This is a genomic window from Streptomyces zinciresistens K42 (assembly GCF_000225525.1).
Classification (GTDB): domain Bacteria; phylum Actinomycetota; class Actinomycetes; order Streptomycetales; family Streptomycetaceae; genus Streptomyces; species Streptomyces zinciresistens.
The window spans coordinates 1-17,121 of sequence record NZ_AGBF01000145.1 but is presented as its reverse complement, the minus strand read 5'-3'; the positions used below and the strand labels follow the sequence as shown (position 1 = coordinate 17,121).

13 protein-coding genes are annotated in these 17,121 nt (G+C 74.9%); 7 read left to right on the top strand and 6 right to left on the bottom strand.

Going from position 1 to position 17,121, the window contains the following annotated elements; translation table 11 throughout:
* From SZN_RS27505 to SZN_RS27475, 7 genes are all read left to right on the top strand, one after another.
* Positions 1-3,487: HAMP domain-containing protein (locus SZN_RS27505; protein ID WP_007501257.1), on the top strand; the 3,487-nt coding region annotated here is incomplete at its 5' end.
* 72 nt (positions 3,488-3,559) lie between these two features.
* A complete protein-coding gene (locus SZN_RS27500; protein WP_007501255.1) occupies positions 3,560-6,019 on the top strand; it encodes a SpoIIE family protein phosphatase in 2,460 nt (819 codons plus the stop codon).
* A gap of 301 nt (positions 6,020-6,320) precedes the next feature.
* The gene (locus SZN_RS27495) at positions 6,321-7,991 is read left to right on the top strand and encodes a PP2C family protein-serine/threonine phosphatase (protein WP_043733464.1); all 1,671 of its coding nucleotides are present in this window, start codon (positions 6,321-6,323) and stop codon (positions 7,989-7,991) included.
* The gene (locus tag SZN_RS27490; protein WP_007501251.1) at positions 7,988-9,094 is read left to right on the top strand and encodes a cobalamin B12-binding domain-containing protein; all 1,107 of its coding nucleotides are present in this window, start codon (positions 7,988-7,990) and stop codon (positions 9,092-9,094) included. Before SZN_RS27495 ends, SZN_RS27490 begins: the two co-directional genes overlap by 4 nt.
* Positions 9,091-9,483, top strand: a complete 393-nt coding sequence (locus SZN_RS27485) for an STAS domain-containing protein (protein ID WP_007501249.1) — start codon at positions 9,091-9,093, stop codon at positions 9,481-9,483. Before SZN_RS27490 ends, SZN_RS27485 begins: the two co-directional genes overlap by 4 nt.
* Before the next feature lie 112 nt (positions 9,484-9,595).
* The gene (locus SZN_RS27480; RefSeq protein ID WP_007501247.1) at positions 9,596-9,967 is read left to right on the top strand and encodes an STAS domain-containing protein; all 372 of its coding nucleotides are present in this window, start codon (positions 9,596-9,598) and stop codon (positions 9,965-9,967) included.
* Positions 9,968-10,041: 74 nt separating this feature from the next.
* On the top strand, positions 10,042-10,452 hold the full coding sequence (locus SZN_RS27475) for an ATP-binding protein (RefSeq protein WP_063741773.1): 411 nt from the start codon (positions 10,042-10,044) through the stop codon (positions 10,450-10,452).
* A gap of 79 nt (positions 10,453-10,531) precedes the next feature.
* Here SZN_RS27475 and SZN_RS27470 read toward each other — a convergent pair whose 3' ends face one another.
* The 6 genes from SZN_RS27470 to pelF all read right to left on the bottom strand — a co-directional run bounded on the left by SZN_RS27470 (position 10,532) and on the right by pelF (position 16,888).
* Positions 10,532-11,194, bottom strand: a complete 663-nt coding sequence (locus tag SZN_RS27470) for a spherulation-specific family 4 protein (RefSeq protein WP_043733460.1) — start codon at positions 11,192-11,194, stop codon at positions 10,532-10,534.
* Positions 11,191-12,114, bottom strand: coding sequence for an NAD-dependent epimerase/dehydratase family protein (locus tag SZN_RS27465; protein ID WP_007501241.1), 924 nt, complete (start codon positions 12,112-12,114; stop codon positions 11,191-11,193). Before SZN_RS27465 ends, SZN_RS27470 begins: the two co-directional genes overlap by 4 nt.
* Before the next feature lie 6 nt (positions 12,115-12,120).
* Positions 12,121-12,834: a nucleotidyltransferase family protein gene (locus tag SZN_RS27460; protein ID WP_007501239.1), complete on the bottom strand. Its 714-nt coding sequence runs from the start codon at positions 12,832-12,834 to the stop codon at positions 12,121-12,123.
* 30 nt (positions 12,835-12,864) lie between these two features.
* Positions 12,865-13,866 carry a GDP-mannose 4,6-dehydratase gene (locus SZN_RS27455; RefSeq protein ID WP_007501237.1) on the bottom strand — a complete coding sequence of 334 codons (1,002 nt, stop codon included), beginning with the start codon at positions 13,864-13,866 and terminating at the stop codon, positions 12,865-12,867.
* 95 nt (positions 13,867-13,961) lie between these two features.
* Complete coding sequence (locus SZN_RS27450; RefSeq protein WP_007501235.1) at positions 13,962-15,383, bottom strand: hypothetical protein; 1,422 nt, start codon at positions 15,381-15,383, stop codon at positions 13,962-13,964.
* On the bottom strand, positions 15,380-16,888 hold the full coding sequence (gene pelF, locus SZN_RS27445) for a GT4 family glycosyltransferase PelF (RefSeq protein ID WP_007501233.1): 1,509 nt from the start codon (positions 16,886-16,888) through the stop codon (positions 15,380-15,382). The genes SZN_RS27450 and pelF overlap by 4 nt, the downstream gene beginning before the upstream one ends.
* Between the last annotated feature and the right edge of the window lie 233 nt (positions 16,889-17,121).

The following is a 17,121-nucleotide window of genomic DNA, read 5'->3' as shown; positions in this document are numbered from 1 at the left end:
CCTCGGCGGACAGGCGGACGTCAAGGGCGTGAAGGGCACCTGGCGCGACCTCACCGACTCCGTCAACTTCATGGCGGGCAACCTCACCGCCCAGGTCCGCAACGTCGCCCAGGTGGCCACCGCGGTCGCGCAGGGCGACCTCTCCCAGAAGATCACCGTGGACGCCCGCGGCGAGATCCTGGAACTCAAGACCACCATCAACACGATGGTCGACCAGCTCTCCGCGTTCGCCGACGAGGTCACCCGCGTCGCCCGCGAGGTCGGCACCGAGGGCAACCTGGGCGGACAGGCCATCGTCCGGGGCGTCTCGGGCACCTGGAAGGACCTGACGGACAACGTCAACGTGATGGCGTCGAACCTGACCGGCCAGGTCCGCTCCATCGCCAAGGTCGCCACCGCCGTCGCACGCGGCGACCTGTCGCAGAAGATCACCGTCGAGGCCAAGGGCGAGGTCGCGGCTCTCGCGGACGTCATCAACACGATGGTCGACACGCTCTCCGCGTTCGCCGACGAGGTCACCCGCGTCGCCCGCGAGGTCGGCACCGAGGGCCGCCTCGGCGGACAGGCCCAGGTGCCGAACGTGGCGGGCACCTGGAAGGACCTCACCGACAACGTCAACTCCATGGCCAACAACCTCACCGGGCAGGTCCGCAACATCGCCCTGGTGACCACCGCGGTGGCGGGCGGCGACCTGTCGAAGAAGATCGACGTCGACGCGCGCGGCGAGATCCTGGAGCTGAAGACCACCATCAACACGATGGTCGACCAGCTGTCGTCGTTCGCGGCCGAGGTCACCCGCGTCGCGCGCGAGGTCGGCAGCGAGGGCCGCCTCGGCGGACAGGCGGAGGTCGAGGGCGTCGAGGGCACCTGGAAGCGGCTGACGGAGAACGTCAACGAGCTGGCCGGCAACCTGACCCGCCAGGTCCGGGCCATCGCCGAGGTCGCGAGCGCCGTCGCCGAGGGCGACCTGACCCGGTCGATCACCGTGGTGGCGTCCGGCGAGGTCGCCGAGCTCAAGGACAACATCAACTCCATGGTGGGGTCCCTGCGCGAGACCACCCGGGCCAACCAGGAGCAGGACTGGCTCAAGACCAACCTCGCCCGGATCTCCAGCCTGATGCAGGGCCACCGCGACCTTCCCGTCGTCGCCGAGCTGATCATGGACGAGCTCTCCCCGCTGGTCTCCGCGCAGTACGGCGCCTTCTACCTCGCCGAGGACAGCCCGCGCGGCCCCGAGCTGCGGCTGGTCGGGTCCTACGGCTATCCCGACGACACCGACCGGCCCGAGCGCATCCGGGTCGGACGGTCCCTGGTCGGCCAGGCCGCCCGCAACCGCCGTCCGGTGAGCGTGGACGAACTGCCGCCCGGCTACGTGACGATCTCCTCCAGCCTCGGGCGGACGGTCCCCACCGCGCTGACGGTCCTGCCCGTCGTCGTCGAGGACCAGGTGCTCGGTGTCATCGAGCTGGCGTCCGTCACCCGCTTCACCCAGATCCACGAGGACTTCCTCGCCCAGCTGATGCCGACGATCGGCGTCAACCTCAACACCATCGTGGCCAACGCGCGCACCGACGAGCTGCTGGACGAGTCGCAGCGGCTGACCGCCGAACTCCAGTCGCGTTCCGCCGAGTTGCAGGTGCAGCAGGACGAACTCCAGCGCTCCAACGCCGAACTGGAGGAGAAGGCGTCCCTGCTCGCCTCGCAGAACCGCGACATCGAGGCGAAGAACCTCCAGATCGAGCAGGCCCGCCAGGAACTGGAGACCCGCGCCCAGGAGCTGGCGCTGGCGTCGAAGTACAAGTCGGAGTTCCTGGCGAACATGAGCCACGAACTGCGCACCCCGCTCAACAGCCTGCTGATCCTGGCGCAGTTGCTGGCCCAGAACCCCTCGCGCAACCTCACGCCGAAGCAGGTCGAGTACGCGGGCATCATCCACTCGGCCGGCTCCGACCTGCTGCAGCTGATCAACGACATCCTCGATCTGTCGAAGGTCGAGGCGGGCAAGATGGACGTCACCCCGGAGCGGGTCCCGCTGCGCGAGCTGCTGGAGTACGTCGAGGCGACGTTCCGCCCGATGACCTCGCAGAAGAGCCTGGAGTTCACGGTGGCCACGGCGCCGGGCACCCCCGTCGACCTGCTGACCGACGGCTCCCGGCTCCGCCAGGTGCTGCGCAACCTGCTGTCGAACGCGGTGAAGTTCACCGAGCAGGGCGGCGTGGAGCTGCGTATCGAGCCCGCCGCGGACCGGGAGGTCCCGGCGGGCGTCCACCGGGGCGGCCCCGTCGTGGCGTTCCGGGTCAAGGACACCGGCATCGGCATCCCCCAGCAGCAACTGGAGACGATCTTCGGGGCGTTCCAGCAGGCGGACGGGACCACGAGCCGCAAGTACGGCGGCACGGGCCTCGGACTGTCGATCACCCGGGAGATCGCGCACCTGCTCGGCGGCGCGGTCACGGTCGACAGCACACCCGGCCGGGGCAGCACCTTCACACTCCATCTGCCCGTCGCCCGCGCGGACTTCGCCGGTCTGCCGGACGGCGGACGGCCGGCCGAGCAGCCGGCGCGGCACGGCGCCGCCGAACTGCCGCCGTCCGCCGCCGCGGAGACGGCCGCCGTCCGGGCGCCCGAGCCGCGCAGACGCCGGCTGCTGGTCGTCGAGGGCCGTACGCGCGGCCTGCTGAGCCTGGTGGCCGAGCGCGCGGTGGCCGACCTCGCGCCCGACCCCGGCGACCCGCTCGGGGCGATCGACATCATCACGGCGGTCGGGGCGCAGGAGGCGGCGAGCACGCTGGCCGCCGAGCCCTGCCACTGCGTCGTGCTGGAGCTGGGCATGGCCGACGAGGAGGGCGCGCGCCTGCTGCGGGCCATGGAGGGCGACTCGGCCCTGGCGAGCGTGCCCGTGCTGGTGCACACCGGCCACCATGTGGACCTGGCCCAGGAGCAGTTGCTGCGCTCGCGGGCCGCCGGCCGCCCGCTGGACTTCCTCTCCAGCCTGGACGAGCTGCGGGAGCGCATCACCCTGCATCTGTCCGCCGAGGAGCCCGGGGACGTGCTGTCCCTGGTGCGCGCCGAGGAGCCGCGGCGTGCGAGGGCCCGGGTCGTCGACGACGCCCTCCTCGGCCGCACGGTCCTGGTCGTCGACGACGACGCACGCAACCTCTTCGCGCTCAGCGGCGCCCTGGAGCTGCACGGCTTCCAGGTCCTGCACGCCGACAACGGCCGCCGGGGCATCGAGACCCTGCTCGCCCACCAGGACGTGTCGCTGGTCCTGATGGACGTGATGATGCCGGAGATGGACGGGTACGCCGCCACCGCCGAGATCCGCGCGATGCCCCAGTACGCGCGGCTGCCCATCATCGCGGTCACCGCCAAGGCCATGCCGGGCGACCAGGAGAAGAGCCTGGCGTCGGGGGCGAACGACTACGTCACCAAGCCCGTCGACACCGACGACCTCATCGGCCGCGTCCAGCGCTGGCTGAGCGTGTGACCGGCGGGCCGCCGTGCCCCGCCGCCGACCACCCGGCGTCCCCGGACGTCCCCGCCGACGAACAGGTCAACCGTGAGCCAATCCCCTGAGCCGGCCGAGGCGGGCACCGCACCGGCGCCCGGCGTTCCGCCGCGGTCCGCGGTACCCGTCGCCCGCGGCGGCGACGGGCGGGGCGCGAGCCGCCCGCACTCCCCCGTCGGCCGGCTGGCGGCCACGGTGGAGCGGCTGCGCCAGGAGGTGCGCACCGCCCAGGCGGAGGCGGACGGGCGGGCCCTGATCGAACTGGCCAAGGGCATCCTCGTCGAGCGGCTCGGGTGCGGTCCCGCCCAGGCGGCCCGGCAGCTCGGCGAGCTGACCGAGCAGGCGGGCGTGTCCCCGCTGGCCTTCGCGGTCGAGGTCATCAACCAGGCGTCCCGCGACCGGCTCTCGGAGGTGACGGACGCGTTCCTCGCGAACACGGCGGGCGGCGCCCCCGCCGGGGAGACCGCTCTCGGCGACTCCTCCGCCGTACGGCTGCGGGCCGCCGAGAGCGGCGCGCTGGCCGCGGACGACGCCCAGGCCGTGGCGCAGTCGCTGATGGAGCACGCGCTGCGCCCGCTCGGGGCGGAGGCGGTGGCCATCTGGGCGCTGGGCGGCGACGGTTCGCTCACCCTGGCGGGCAGCGCCGGGTTCTCGCCCGCGGAGGCGGACCGCTGGCGCTACGTCCCGCCGGGGGTGGCGACCGTGGCGCGGCGCGGGCTGGGCGGCGAACGCACCGGCCACTGGATCGGCTGCCTGTCGGAGGCGGGGCTGCCCTCGATCGGCCGTCACCACCATCCCGACGGCGGGCGGGTCGCCGTGCCGGCGGGGACCGGCGGCCGTATCCACGGCGTCCTGGAGATCGTCTGGCCGACCCGGCTGGAGCCCCAGTCCCCGCAGATCGTCCGGCAGGTCGAGGCGCTGGCGGAACTGTGCGCCCACACGCTGGAGACGTCCTCCGCCCGGCACCCGGCGGGCGACGCCCGCTGCGGGGTGCTGCCGGACGTCGCGGAGCTGATGGACCTCGCCGACGGGCTCCACGACCCCGCCCTGGTGCTCGTGCCGCACCTGGACACCGACGGGGAACTCGCCGACTTCCGCGTGCACCACGTCAACGCCCGCTTCCTGGACCCGAGCGGCCGCCCGCGCAGCGCCGTCAGCGGCTCCCTGCTGCTGGAGGCGTACCCCATGGTCGCCGGGGAGAGCGAGCTGTTCGAGCAGATCGAGCGGGTGTACGCCACGGGCGAGCCGTTCCGCGCCCGCCGGATGCGGCTGACCGCGCTCGTCGACGACGTCCCGCTGGCGGCGGTCGCGGACGTCAACGCCAGCCGGCACGGCGGCTGCGTGCTGCTCATCTGGCGCATGGAGGACGAGACGGCCCGGCTGGCGAGCCTGCTCCAGCACGCCCAGCGCCTCGGCCGCATCGGCGGTTTCGAGGAGAACCTCCTCACCGGCGAGATCACCTGGAACGCCCAGCTCCACGGCCTGTACGGCAAGCCGCTGTCCAGCGGGCCCGTCCCGCTGGAGGACCTCGCCGCGCACGCCCACCCGGACGACGCGGTCGCCATCGGGCGGTTCCTGCGCACCCTGCTGCACCACCGGCGTGCCGCGTCCACGGCGTTCCGGCTCATGCGGCCGGACGGCGTGACCCGGCACATCCGGGTGGTGGCCGAGCCCGAACTCGACTCCGACGGAAGGCCGTTGGTCGTGCGGGGCGCCTATCAGGACATCTCGGCGCACCACTGGACCGAGGTCGCCCTGGCGGCCACCCGGGACCAGCTCGCCCACTCCGAGCAGCAGGCCAGCGAACGCAACCGGCTCACCCTGCAGCTGCAGCACGCGATCATGCCTCCGGAGCAGGCGCCGCTGGACGCCCCCGGGCTGCGGGTGGCGGTCCGCTACCGGCCCGCGGAGACCCAGCACCTCGTCGGGGGCGACTGGTACGACGCCGTGGTGCTGCCGTCGCGGCTGGTGCTGCTGTGCGTCGGGGACGTCGCCGGGCACGGCATCGACGCGGCCACGACCATGGTGGTGCTGCGCAACGCGCTGCGCGGCCTCGCCGTCACCGGAGCGGGTCCCGCCCAGCTGCTGTCGTGGCTCAACATGGTCGCCCACCACCTCACGGGCGCCGTCACCGCGACGGCGGTGTGCGGGCTGTACGACCCCGAGCACCACACCCTGCGCTGGGCGAGGGCCGGCCATCTGCCGCCGGTCCTGGTCCGAGGCAGCGACGCGACGCCGCTCCCCCTGGTCAAGGGCCTGCTGCTCGGCGCCGTGCCCGAGGCGGTGTACGAGGAGCACGAGGTGCAGCTGGCCGTGGACGACACCCTGCTGATGTACACCGACGGTCTGATCGAGCGCCGGGACCGGTCCGTGGAGGAGTCGCTGACCCAGCTGCTGGCGGCGGCGCGCACGGTGCCGCCCACGCTGGAGCAGCAGTTGGACCGGCTGCTGACCTACAGCAGGTCCGACACCGACGACGACACCTGCATCGTCGGGGTCCGGGTGACGTAGCGGGGCCGCACCGCGCTGCCGCGTCCGGGTCGCCGTACGGGGCCGGTGCGAGCAGCCGCGGGACCCGGAGCGGTCCCCGTGGTGCGTCCGGGCCGACCCGGAGGACACGGCACGGGCCGTTGAGGGCTGAGGCGTGCGGGACCGGGCACTCGGACCGGTGTTCACCCCCTCACACCGGCGATGTGACCGGATTGTGAAGATTGACCGGCCGATTGATGGACCGGCGCATTGTGCGAGAGGGTGTCAGGGACGTGTCGTCGAGTGAAAGGTGACGGCCCCGCACAGCACGGGGCTGACGATCATGACGCGTGTGGAACGGCCTCCCGCGCACGCGGGACAGGGCCTCTTGTCGTCCGTGGGCGCCTCGTGGATGCGGGCGCCCTACCCGGCGCTGGTCGTGGACGCGCACGGCGGGGTCGTGGAGGTCAACGCGCGGGCGGCGGGACTCTTCCCCCGGGCCGCGGCCGGCGTGCCGCTCGCCGACGTGGCACCGGACTGGCTCGTCCAGGCCCACGGCCGGGCTTCGGAGGGCGCCGGGGAACCGGCGGCGGGTCCCGGGGGCTCCGCACGCGGCCGGCACGCGCAGTGGTCGCTGGAGGCGCATCCCACGCGCGGAGTCGACGGACAGATCGTGTGGTGGCTGGTCGACGACACCGACCGCGCGCTCGCCGAGGCGGCGCTGAAGAGCGAGCAGGAGCGCACCGCGTTCCTCGCCGACGCCTCCAGCCGGCTGCTGGCCTCGCTGAACTCGCAGCGGTGCATGGAGGTCGCGGTGGAGCTCGCGGCCGAGTTCCTGGCCGACGCCGCCGTCCTGGTCGCCCCCGCCTCCGGCAGGCGCCACCCGCTGGCCACGTGCGTCGACGGCGAGGTCGAGCACCTGCTGGCGCGCATCGACCCCTCCGCCGTGCCCGGCCTGGCGGAGGCCCTCCAGGGCTTCCCGCCGGTGCCGTCGCGGTGGATCGACCCCGCCTCGCTGCCCGACTGGGCGGTGCCGGGCGGCTTCGGCGGCCCCGTGGGCTCCGTCGTGGTCACCCCGCTGCCCGGCCACGGCGTGCCCGCCGGGGCGCTGATCCTGCTGCGGCGCAGCGACCACGCGGCCTTCGACACCTCCGAGGAGGTCTTCGCGCGGGTCTTCGCCGCCCGCGCCGGCGCGGCGCTGTCCGCGGCCAGGCTGTACATGGAGCAGAGCGGCATCACGGCGACGCTCATGGCCGAGCTGCTGCCGCCCATGCTGCAGCGGGTGCACGGCGTGGAGTTCGCCGGGGCCTACCGCGCCTCCCAGGACAGCGAGCGCGTCGGCGGGGACTTCTACGACGTCCATCCCGGGACCGGGCCCGGCGAGAAGACCCTCGCCGTCCTCGGGGACGTGTGCGGCAAGGGCCTGGAGGCCGCCGTGCTGACGGGCAAGATCCGCAGCACCCTCCAGGCGCTGCTGCCGCTGGCCGGAGACCATCTGCAACTGCTGCGGATGCTCAACGGCGCGCTGCTGAACAGCCGTCACACGCGGTTCGCCACGCTGGTGCTCGCCTCGGTGCTGCGCCGCGAGGGGACCACCCGTCTGAGCCTGACCAGCGCGGGCCACCCGCTGCCGCTCATCGTGCGGCACGACGGCACCGTGGAGGAGGCGGCCACCTCGGGCACCCTGATCGGCGCGCTGCCCGACGTCAGGGCCACGAGCGCGGAGGTCGACCTCCGGCCGGGCGAGAGCTGCCTGCTGTTCACCGACGGGGTCACCGAGGCGCGCGGCGGCCCCCTGGGCGACGTCATGTTCGGGGACCGGCGGCTGCGGGCCGCGCTGGCGGAGTGCGCCGGCATGCCCGCCGAGGCAGTCGTCGAACGGGTCCACATGCTCGTGGCGGAGTGGATCGGCGACAACCGCCACGACGACATCGCGGTCATGGCGATCACGGCGCCCCGCACGACGCACCTGACCGCCGTGGACGGGCACACGCCGGGCAGGTACACCACATGACCGAGGCGCTCACCGCGGCAGAGGGCGACACCCTGGCGCGTGCCCGCCGGGAGCTGTGGCAGGCGGTGTGCGCCCGCGACGAGTACGCGGCGGCGCGGGCGGTGTTCGGCGCCCTGGACTCGGGCGCGGGCACCGAGGACGTCCTGCTGGACGTCATCGCGGCCGTCCAGCGCGAGGTCGGCCGGGCGTGGGCCGAGAACCGGTTCAGCGTGGCCCAGGAGCACTCCGCCACGGCGATCCACGACCGGATCATCGCGGCCATGGCCCACCGGATCCCCGAGCCGTCGCCGACGGGGGCGGCGGGCACCGTGACGGTGGCGTGCGTGGACGGCGAGTGGCACGCGCTGCCCGCCCGGCTGCTGGCCGAGGTGCTGCGCGGGCGCGGCTACCGGGTGGACTTCCTCGGCGCCCAGGTGCCCACCCCGCACCTGATCGCGCATCTGCACTCCACGTCGCCCACGGCGGTGGCCCTGTCCTCCTCGATCCCGCTGCGGCTGCCGGCCGCGCACACCGCGATCACGGCCGTGCAGGCCCTCGCGATCCCGGTCGTCGCGGGCGGTTCCGCCTTCGGCTTCGACGGCCGCTACGCCCGCCTCCTGGGCGCGGACGCCTGGGCTCCCGACGCGCGGGCCGCGGCCGAACTGCTCGGCCGGGGCCTGCGCCGCCCCGCGCGCGGCGCCGTCCGGCAGAGCATCGAGGACCTGCCGCACCTGGCGGACCAGGAGTACACCCTCGTCCTGCGCAGCAGGCGGCAGCTGGTGAAGAACGCGCTGGCCGGACTGCTGGAGCGGGTGCCGGCGATGCGCGCGTACACCGACGCCCAGCACGAGCGCACCGCCGAGGACGTCGCGCACGTCGTGGAGTTCCTGGGGTGCGCGCTGTACACCGACGACGGGGACCTGTTCACCGGCTTCCTCGACTGGACCGGCGACATCCTGGAGGCGCGTCGCGTACCCTCACGTGTACTCGACCCCTGCCTCGTCCTCCTTGAGGAGGAACTCAAGGACTTCCCCCGGGCCCTGGGCTTCCTCGCCCGGGGCCGTGAGACCCTGCGGCGGCGCGACGCCCGTCCGCCCGTTCCCGGACCCGACAGCAGCGCATGAACACATCACCGGACCACATCTTCGACCTGGCCACGTCCCTGGACGCCGAGGGCGGCGCCCGCATCAGCATCACCGGCGATCTGGACTGGGACACCGCCGAGGAACTGACGGCGGCGGCGCGGCTGTGCCTGGGCGCCGAGCCCCCGCCGCGCCGGCTGCATCTCGACTGCGCGCGGATGACCCTGTGCGACTCCCTGGGGCTGGCCTCCCTGCTCATGATCCACCGGGCGGCGTCCGGGTCGGCGACGCGGCTGCACCTGGAGAACCGGCCCACAGCCTTGCAGCGCCTGCTGGAGATGACCGGCACGGCGGACCTGTTCACCGACCGGGCGGACGAGTCCGGGCAGGGCGGGGCCACCCGTCCGCCGCTGCCCCCTCGGCAGCCGTGACCGCGTGCGCCGCGCCCCCGGAACGGCGGCGCGCGGGGCGACGTGCGCCCCTCCCGGGGGCGGAGCCCTCCCCCGCCTTCCTCGAAACCGCTCGACCTGCGAGAATGCCCCGGTGAACGACGAAGCCGAGATCACCGAGATCATGGTCGACGGTGTGCGGGTCGTGCGGATCGCCGGAGAGTTCGACGCCGACGAGGCCGACACGGTGACCGCCGCGCTGAGCGCCGCGCGCGACGGCGCGGCCCGCGCCACCGTGGTCGACCTGTCCCAACTGGCCTTCGCCGACTCCTCGTTGCTGCACGCCCTGCTCACGGCACAGCGTCAGCACGAGCGGGCGGGTCTGGCGTTCGTCCTCGCCGGGGTCCCGCCGCTCGTGCGGCGTCTGCTGGACCTCACCGACACCGCCCGCGTCTTCACGACGGCACCCCGGCTGACCGCGGCCATGGCCCTGGTCCGCGCGGAAGCCAGCCCTCATCGCTCCTGACGGTTCATCGTGGGGGCAGCAAGAGCGAACAGCGAAAGGGGTGTTACGGGCACGTGGGGCACGAAGGAGGAGAGGTGACCCCCGCGGGAGTGGCCGACGACCCGCCGCGGCGGCCCGCCACCGCGGCCGCGGCCCGCTCCCATGTCCGCCGGCTCCTCCAGCGCGCCGCGACGCCGGGACAGGCGTCCCCCCAGGCGGTCGTCGACGACATCCTGCTCGTCGTCACCGAGCTGGTGACCAACGCCGTACGGCACGGGGGCGGGCTGACCGCCTTCGACGCCCGGCTCGACGCCGACACGCTCACCGTGAGCGTGAGCGACGCCTCACCGGTCCCGCCCCGTGCCGTGGCCCGCGACGGCTCCGCCACGCCGGGCGGCTTCGGCTGGCCCCTCGTCCTGCGGCTCGGCGGGCACGTCACCGTCACCCCCACGGCCGCCGGGAAGACCATCCGGGTCGTCATGGGAGCGGGCGGCGCCGGCGGCTAGGGCGGCGGCTCCGGTGCCGCGGCGTCCGGTGTGCACGCCGCCCGCCGAGGCTCCGGAGCCGCGTCCCGGGCGGGCCTCCTCAGCCCTCCGTCTCGGTCAGCGCGGGGGTGAGCCCGGACCAGGGGTTGGGCGGTTCGCCCGTCACCGGCCCGCACACTCCGGCGCCCCGCTCCCGGGCGGTGCGCAGGGCGAGCGGCACCAGGGGGCCGGGCACGCCGTACACCAGGTGGCACAGCCGCTCGGCGGGGAGCCGTTCGGTCCACGCGGGGCGGCTGAAGTCCGACACGTAGCGGGACCAGGGGCCCTCGAAGGTGACCGTGAGGTCGGCGAGGCGGGCGTACCCGGGCGCCGGGTGGACGCCCGGGTTCAGGACGACGGGCGAGGCGCCGAGCCGTCGCACGGAACGCACCAGGCGACGGCAGTCCGGCAGCCCGTGCGCGGCGGCCGGCACCTGGTCGAGGAAGCAGCCGTCGACCGCGTACCACTCCTGGTGCCGGCGCAGATCGGCGGTGATCTCGGCGGGTTCGCGGGCCCCGTAGTCCGTGTCGAGGTACCCGAGCAGCCGGGCGCCCGCCTCGCGCAGCGCCCTGGCCGCCGTGACGAACGCCGGGTCGGGCCGGCGGCCGGGCCCGTCGGCCGGGTTGATGACGACGCCGTAGGTGCTGTCGGCGCGGGCGGCGAGCCGGTGCCAGGCCCCCGGGTCCTCGGCCGGATGCACGTACAGCGGGATCAGCAGGCTCACCGCGCCGGAACCTCCTCGCCGGCCCGCTCCCGGGGGCGGGCCGCCGCCCACAGGGCCGCGAGGGACTCCTCCAGGCGGTGCGCCGGGGACCAGCCCAGGGCCTCACGGGCGGCGGTGATGTCCGAGCACTGCCAGGACACCCGCGCGGACCGGGCGGATCCGCCGCCCGCCTCGGCGATCCGGCCGCGGAAGCCGGCCGCGTCGGCCAGGCAGCGCACGAGGTCCCGCACCGGGCGGGCGTCGCCGCCGCCGATGTTCAGCACCGGCGGCAGCGGCCGCGCCGCGGTCACCGCGAGCACGGCCGCCCGTGCCACGTCGCCCGCGTCGACGAAGTCGCGGTGCGCGGAGAGGTCGCCGAGGCGCAGTGTCGCCCCCGGGTCGTCCCCGGCCTCCGCGAGCAGGGCGGCGACCCGGCCCGGCAGCCCGGTGGCCGGGGCTCCCGGGCCCACGGGATTGCCCACCCGCAGGACGACGGCGTCCAGTCCGGACGCGGTCACCGCCACCGTGCCGGCCAGCTTGGTCGCGCCGTAGGGGCCGGCCGGGCGGGTCGGCGCGGATTCCGTGACCCGCAGCCCCGGACCGGTGGGGCCGTACTCGGCGGCCGAGCCCAGATGGACCAGGCGGGCCCCCGGCGCCGCCGTCCGCAGCGCCGCGCACAGGGCGGCGGGGCCGCGGGCGTTGACCTCCGCGAGGGTGACCGCGTCGCCGCCGGTGGCGCCCGCGCAGTTGACCACGGCGTCGGGCGCGGCCTCCGCCAGCGCCGCCGCCATCTCCTGCGGGCGGTCGGCGGCGAGGTCGACGGTGACGTCGGCCGCGCGGGAGCGGCCGGCGAGCAGCACCCGCGCGTCCGGCAGGGCGCGCAGCCGCTCGGTGACGTGCCGGCCCAGGAAGCCCGTCGCGCCGAGTACGAGGATGTGCACGGTGGTTCAGGCCCCCTTGAGCAGGAGCGACCTGCGGCTGGTGAACTCCGCGTTGGCGCGGTCGTAGTCGTCGGGGCGCCCGATGTCGAGCCAGTAGCCGTCGAACTCGTAGGCGTGCGGGGGCCGTTCGCAGGCGAGCAGGTCCATCACCAGTTCATCGAAGCCGAGCGGCAGCCCGGGGGTGTAGTCGTCGAGGGTGGCGCGGGAGACGCCGTAGACGCCCATGGAGACCCGGTAGTCGACGCTGGGCTTCTCGGTGAAGGCGACGACCCGGCCGGCGTCGGTGGTCAGCACCCCGAAGTCGATGTGCACCTTGCGGGCGTAGGTGGCGATGGTCAGCGGGGTGCCCGACGCCCGGTGGCTGCGGAGCAGGTCGGCGTAGTCGAGGTCGGTGAGGACGTCGCCGTTCATGACGAGGAAGTGCTCGGGCAGCCGCTCGCGCAGGGTGAGCAGGGGGCCCATGGTGCCGAGCGGGCTCTCCTCGGTGGCGTAGTCGACGCGCAGGCCCCACTGGCCGCCGTCGCCGACGTAGGCGCGGATGATCTCGCCCAGGTGGCCGATGGCGAGGGTGCAGTGGGTGAAGCCGGACGCGGAGAGCTGGCGCAGCACGATCTCCAGGATCGCGTGCTGGTCGCCGATGGGGACGAGCGGCTTGGGCAGCGCGGTGGTGTACGGCCGCAGCCGGACACCCTTCCCACCGGCCAGGATCACTGCGTGCATGGCATACCTCCTGAGGTACGTGCCGCTCGGTCAGATGTTGTAGATGCCGGTCTTGTAGCGGGCCAGGTTGGCCGGGTCGGTGAACCACCGGGCGGTCCGCGCGAGCCCTTCCTCCAGGGTGCTGTCCGGCTGCCAGCCGGTCGCGGCGGTCAGCCGGCCGGCGTCGGCGACGAGCCGCATCACCTCGGAGGCGGCGGGTCTCAGGCGGGCGCTGTCCTCGCGGACGTCGAGCGGGGCGTCCATGACCTTGCCGATGAGGGCGACCAGGTCGCCGACGGAGATCTCGCCGCCGGTCCCGGCGTTGAAGGTGCGCCCCACGACCCGCTCCGCGGGTGCGGTGCCGACCGCGAGGAAGGCGCGGGCGGTGTCCTCGACGTAGGTGAAGTCGCGGGTGGGGCGCAGGTCTCCGAGGGTGAGGGTGCGCTCCCCGGCCGCGACTTGGGCGATGACGGTGGGGATGACGGCCCGCATGGACTGGCGGGGGCCGAAGGTGTTGAAGGGCCGCAGGGTGACCACCGGGGTGCCGAAGCTGGCGTGGTAGCTGTCGGCGAGGCGGTCGCCGCCGGCCTTCGAAGCGGCGTACGGGGACTGGGTGTTTATGGGATGGTCCTCGGTGATCGGCACGGTCTGCGCGGTGCCGTAGGTCTCGCTGGTCGAGGTGTGCACGAGGCGGGGGGTGTCCAGGGCCCGTGCCGCTTCGAGGACGTTGAGGGTGCCGGTGACGTTGGTGTCCACGTAGCTGTGGGGCGCCTGGTAGGAGTAGGGGATCGCGATGAGCGCGGCGAGGTGGTAGGCGCAGTCGGCGCCGTCGAGGAGGCCGCGCACCGAGCCGGGGTCGCGCACGTCGCCGAGGACGATCTCCACCTGGTCGAGCACGTCGGCGGGCAGGGTCTCCAGCCAGCCGTACGAGGAGAAGGAGTTGTACTGGGCCATGGCCCTGACGCGGTGGCCGCGGGCGACGAGCGCCTCGGTCAGGTGCGAGCCGATGAAGCCTTCGGCTCCGGTGACTGCTGCGAGCGGTGCGGAGGTCAACTCTGTTTCCCTTTCTGGTGGTTGCCGGGCGCGGGCCGGTCCGTGCGCCGGGGCGCGGGGGCGGTCTGCGGTCCGGGGAGGTGCGTGCGGGCTGGTCAGGCGTGCGGCGACGGCCTGCCGAGCAGGCGTATCGCGCAGGCGGTGAGGCAGACGGCGGCCGCGGCGCACGCCAGCGGCAGGAGCGGCGCGGCGGGTGCGGGGGGCGGGCCGGGCAGGGCACCGGCCGCGGCGGTACCGGCCGCGGCGAGGCAGAGCAGGGCGGGCGGCCAGGCGATGCCGAACGCCTGGAGCAGCAGGGCGGTCCACAGGGCGGCCGCGAGCGGCAGCAGGGTGCCCGGTCCGGAGCCGGTGAGGACTGCCGCGGGCAGCAGCAGCAGGAGATAGGCGCCGAGGCAGAGGGCGAGGACGCCGGTCGAGCGCAGCAGGAAGCCGGTGGGGGTCGCGCTGGCGCGCAGTGCCGCGACGCTCCAGCCCCGGTAGCGGTAGAGCAGCCATTCCGCCGGGCCCATGCTGAGGGTCAGGGCGATCACCGTGTACGGCTGTCCCCGGCCGAGGAGCATGACGAGCACGGCGGCGGCGAACCCGAACAGGCCGTAGGGCACGGAGGACAGCAGCCGCGGGCGGGGGACTCCGTTCGCGCCCGCCGCCGCGCGGTCCGTCCACAGGACGCGGCCGGCCGCCGTCCAGGTGGCGGCCAGGGCCAGCACGGGCAGCGTGATCCGCACCGCGGGGCCCGGCTCCCACCACGGGAGGACGGCGGCGCCCGCGACGAGCGGGCCGAGCGCGGCCAGCAGCAGCCGTTCACGGGCCAGGACCAGCAGGACACCCGCGCCCGCCAGGTAGAGCGACTGCCCGGCGGCCAGGGCGAGGGCCGCGGCGTCGGCGGCGAACGGCACGGCGAGGGCCGTGGCGGTGGCGGTGCCCAGCAGGGAGCCGGTCAGCAGGGTGGCGGACGCCTCCCGGCGCCCGGTCGCCAGCCGCAGATGCGCGCGGTGGCCGAGCGCCTGGCCCCAGGCCCAGGAGGCGATGCCCGCCACGACGAGCGCGGGCGCGTACCGCTGGACCGGCCACAGGGGCGCGGTGAGCAGGTAGGCGAGGGCGGGCAGCGCGAACAGCAGTCCGCGCAGCAGGCAGCGCACGGTGTCGGGCCGCCAGGGGTCGGTGGGGGGCGGCGGTTCGGGGAAGGTGCGGGGCACCCGCTCGTAGAGCGCCGTCGCCAGCGAGAAGAGGTCCCGGTGGCCGTAGCGTTCCTTGATCAGGGAGGCCGGCATGCCGTCCGCCTCCAGCAGCGCGGCCACCTCGTAGGGGTGGACGGCGGGTCCCACGGCGTCGGCGAGTTCGGCGGCGAGCGCGTTCACCGCCTGCTCGTCGGGGCCGCGGCGGGGCAGCACGGCCGCGAGGGCGGCGTCGTCCAGGGCCCAGCGGGGTCTGCGGCGCGGCTGCCGGGGCACGGCCGAGCGCGGCGCGAGGGTGTCCCGTTCGGGGCCGCCGGGTTCGAGGGATATCGGACCGCTCATCGCGTGAGGCTCCCCGCGCCGGTGACCGCCGGGGAGGGCAGCACGATTCTGGCGGGCGGCTCGGTCCTGCCCGCGGCCAGTTCGCGGTAGACGGCGCGGAAGGTGTCGATGGTCTGGCGCAGGGTGAACTGCTCGATCACCCGCAGGCGGGCGGCCTCTCCCATGGCCCCGCGCCGGGCGGGGTCGCCGAGCAGTTCCAGTGCGGCGGCGGCCATCGCGGCGGGGTCGCGCGGCGGCACCACGAGGCCGGTGTCGCCGACGGCCTCGCGTACGCCGCCCACGTCGGTGGAGACGGTCGCCCGGCCGCACGACATGGCCTCGATGAGGGTGAACGGGAAGCCCTCGCTGATGCTGGACAGCATCACGACGCTGCCCGCGGCGTAGGCGTCCTTGATGTCGTCGACGCGGCCCTCGAACCGCACCGCGTCGCCGTGCCCGAGGGCGGCGGCGAGGGCCTCGCAGCGCTCGCGGTAGGTCTCGCCGCCCCGGGGTGTGCCGCCGAACAGCCGCAGCCGGGCCTGCGGGAGCCGGTCGCGGACGAGCGCGAAGGCGCGGATGAGGGTCTCCAGGTCCTTGATGGGGTCGACCCGCCCGGCCCAGCTCAGGGTGGGGGTGTCGGGCTCGGGGCCGGCCGGCGGGAAGGCGGCGGGGTCGACGCCGTTGTAGACGGTGCGGATCGCCGCCGGGTCGGCGCCGCCCTGCTCCTCCCAGAGCCGGTTGTAGCGGTTGCCGGGGGTGATCAGCGCCGCCCTGCGGTAGCTCTCCTCGGCCAGCAGCCGGAAGAAGCCGAGGACGACCGCCTTGACCGGCCAGCGGTAGGTGGCGGTGCGGTGGCCGAGGTAGCGCTCGCGCAGGTAGACGCCGTGCTCGGTGAGCAGCAGCGGAACGCCGTGCCGTTCGCGGGCGACGAGCCCGGGGAGGACGGCGAGGCCGCCGCTGACGGCGTGCGCGACCCCGGACCTCGGGGGCGGCGCGGCCAGGGGGCGCAGCGCGTGTTCGAGCAGCGCGGTGGCGGTGAGCGCGTCGTGCAGGGACGGCCGCGCCTCGCGTACGGCGAGCCCCGGCCGGTTCCATACGGCGGTCAGGACGGCGATCGCGCGGTCGTCCCGCAGGAAGGGGCTGAGCCGGCCCGCCGCGGCCTGCGCCGCCAGGGTGTACAGGGCGGGCGCGAAGCCCGCTTCGGCGGCGGGGTCGACGAGCGCGGTCAGGAACCGCTCGTAGGCGTCGGCCAATTGCCTGCCCGAACGGCCGCGCGGCGGGCGGCCGTCGGGCGCGGCGCCCCACAGGGGCACCGGCAGGACGCCGCGCACATGGCCGGGCAGGTCCCACACGAGGGGTTCGCGTCCGGTGCCGGTGACGGCGATGACGTCGAACTCGATGTCGGGCATGCCGGTGACGAGCTGGTCGCACCAGACGCTCACGCCGCCGTGGCTGTGCGGGTAGGTGCCTTCGGTGAGCAGGGTGACGCGCGCGGCGTCGTGCCGCGCGCGGTGCTGAACGTGCATGTGGTGTGCTCCACGGGCGAGATGTGGGGAGGTGTGCCGGGTCCCGGCGCCCGAGGGCGGCCGGGGCCTCGCTGCCGGTCGGCCGGTCAGCTCCTCGCGGGGGAGGCGGGTGCGGTCGCGGCGCCGGGCACGCGGGCGTGGGGTGCCGGAATCCCAGACGGCACGGGCGGCGCGGGCGGCGCTGGCGGCGTGCTCAGGGTCGGGCCGGCGGCCGTGGCGGGCGCCGCGCACCG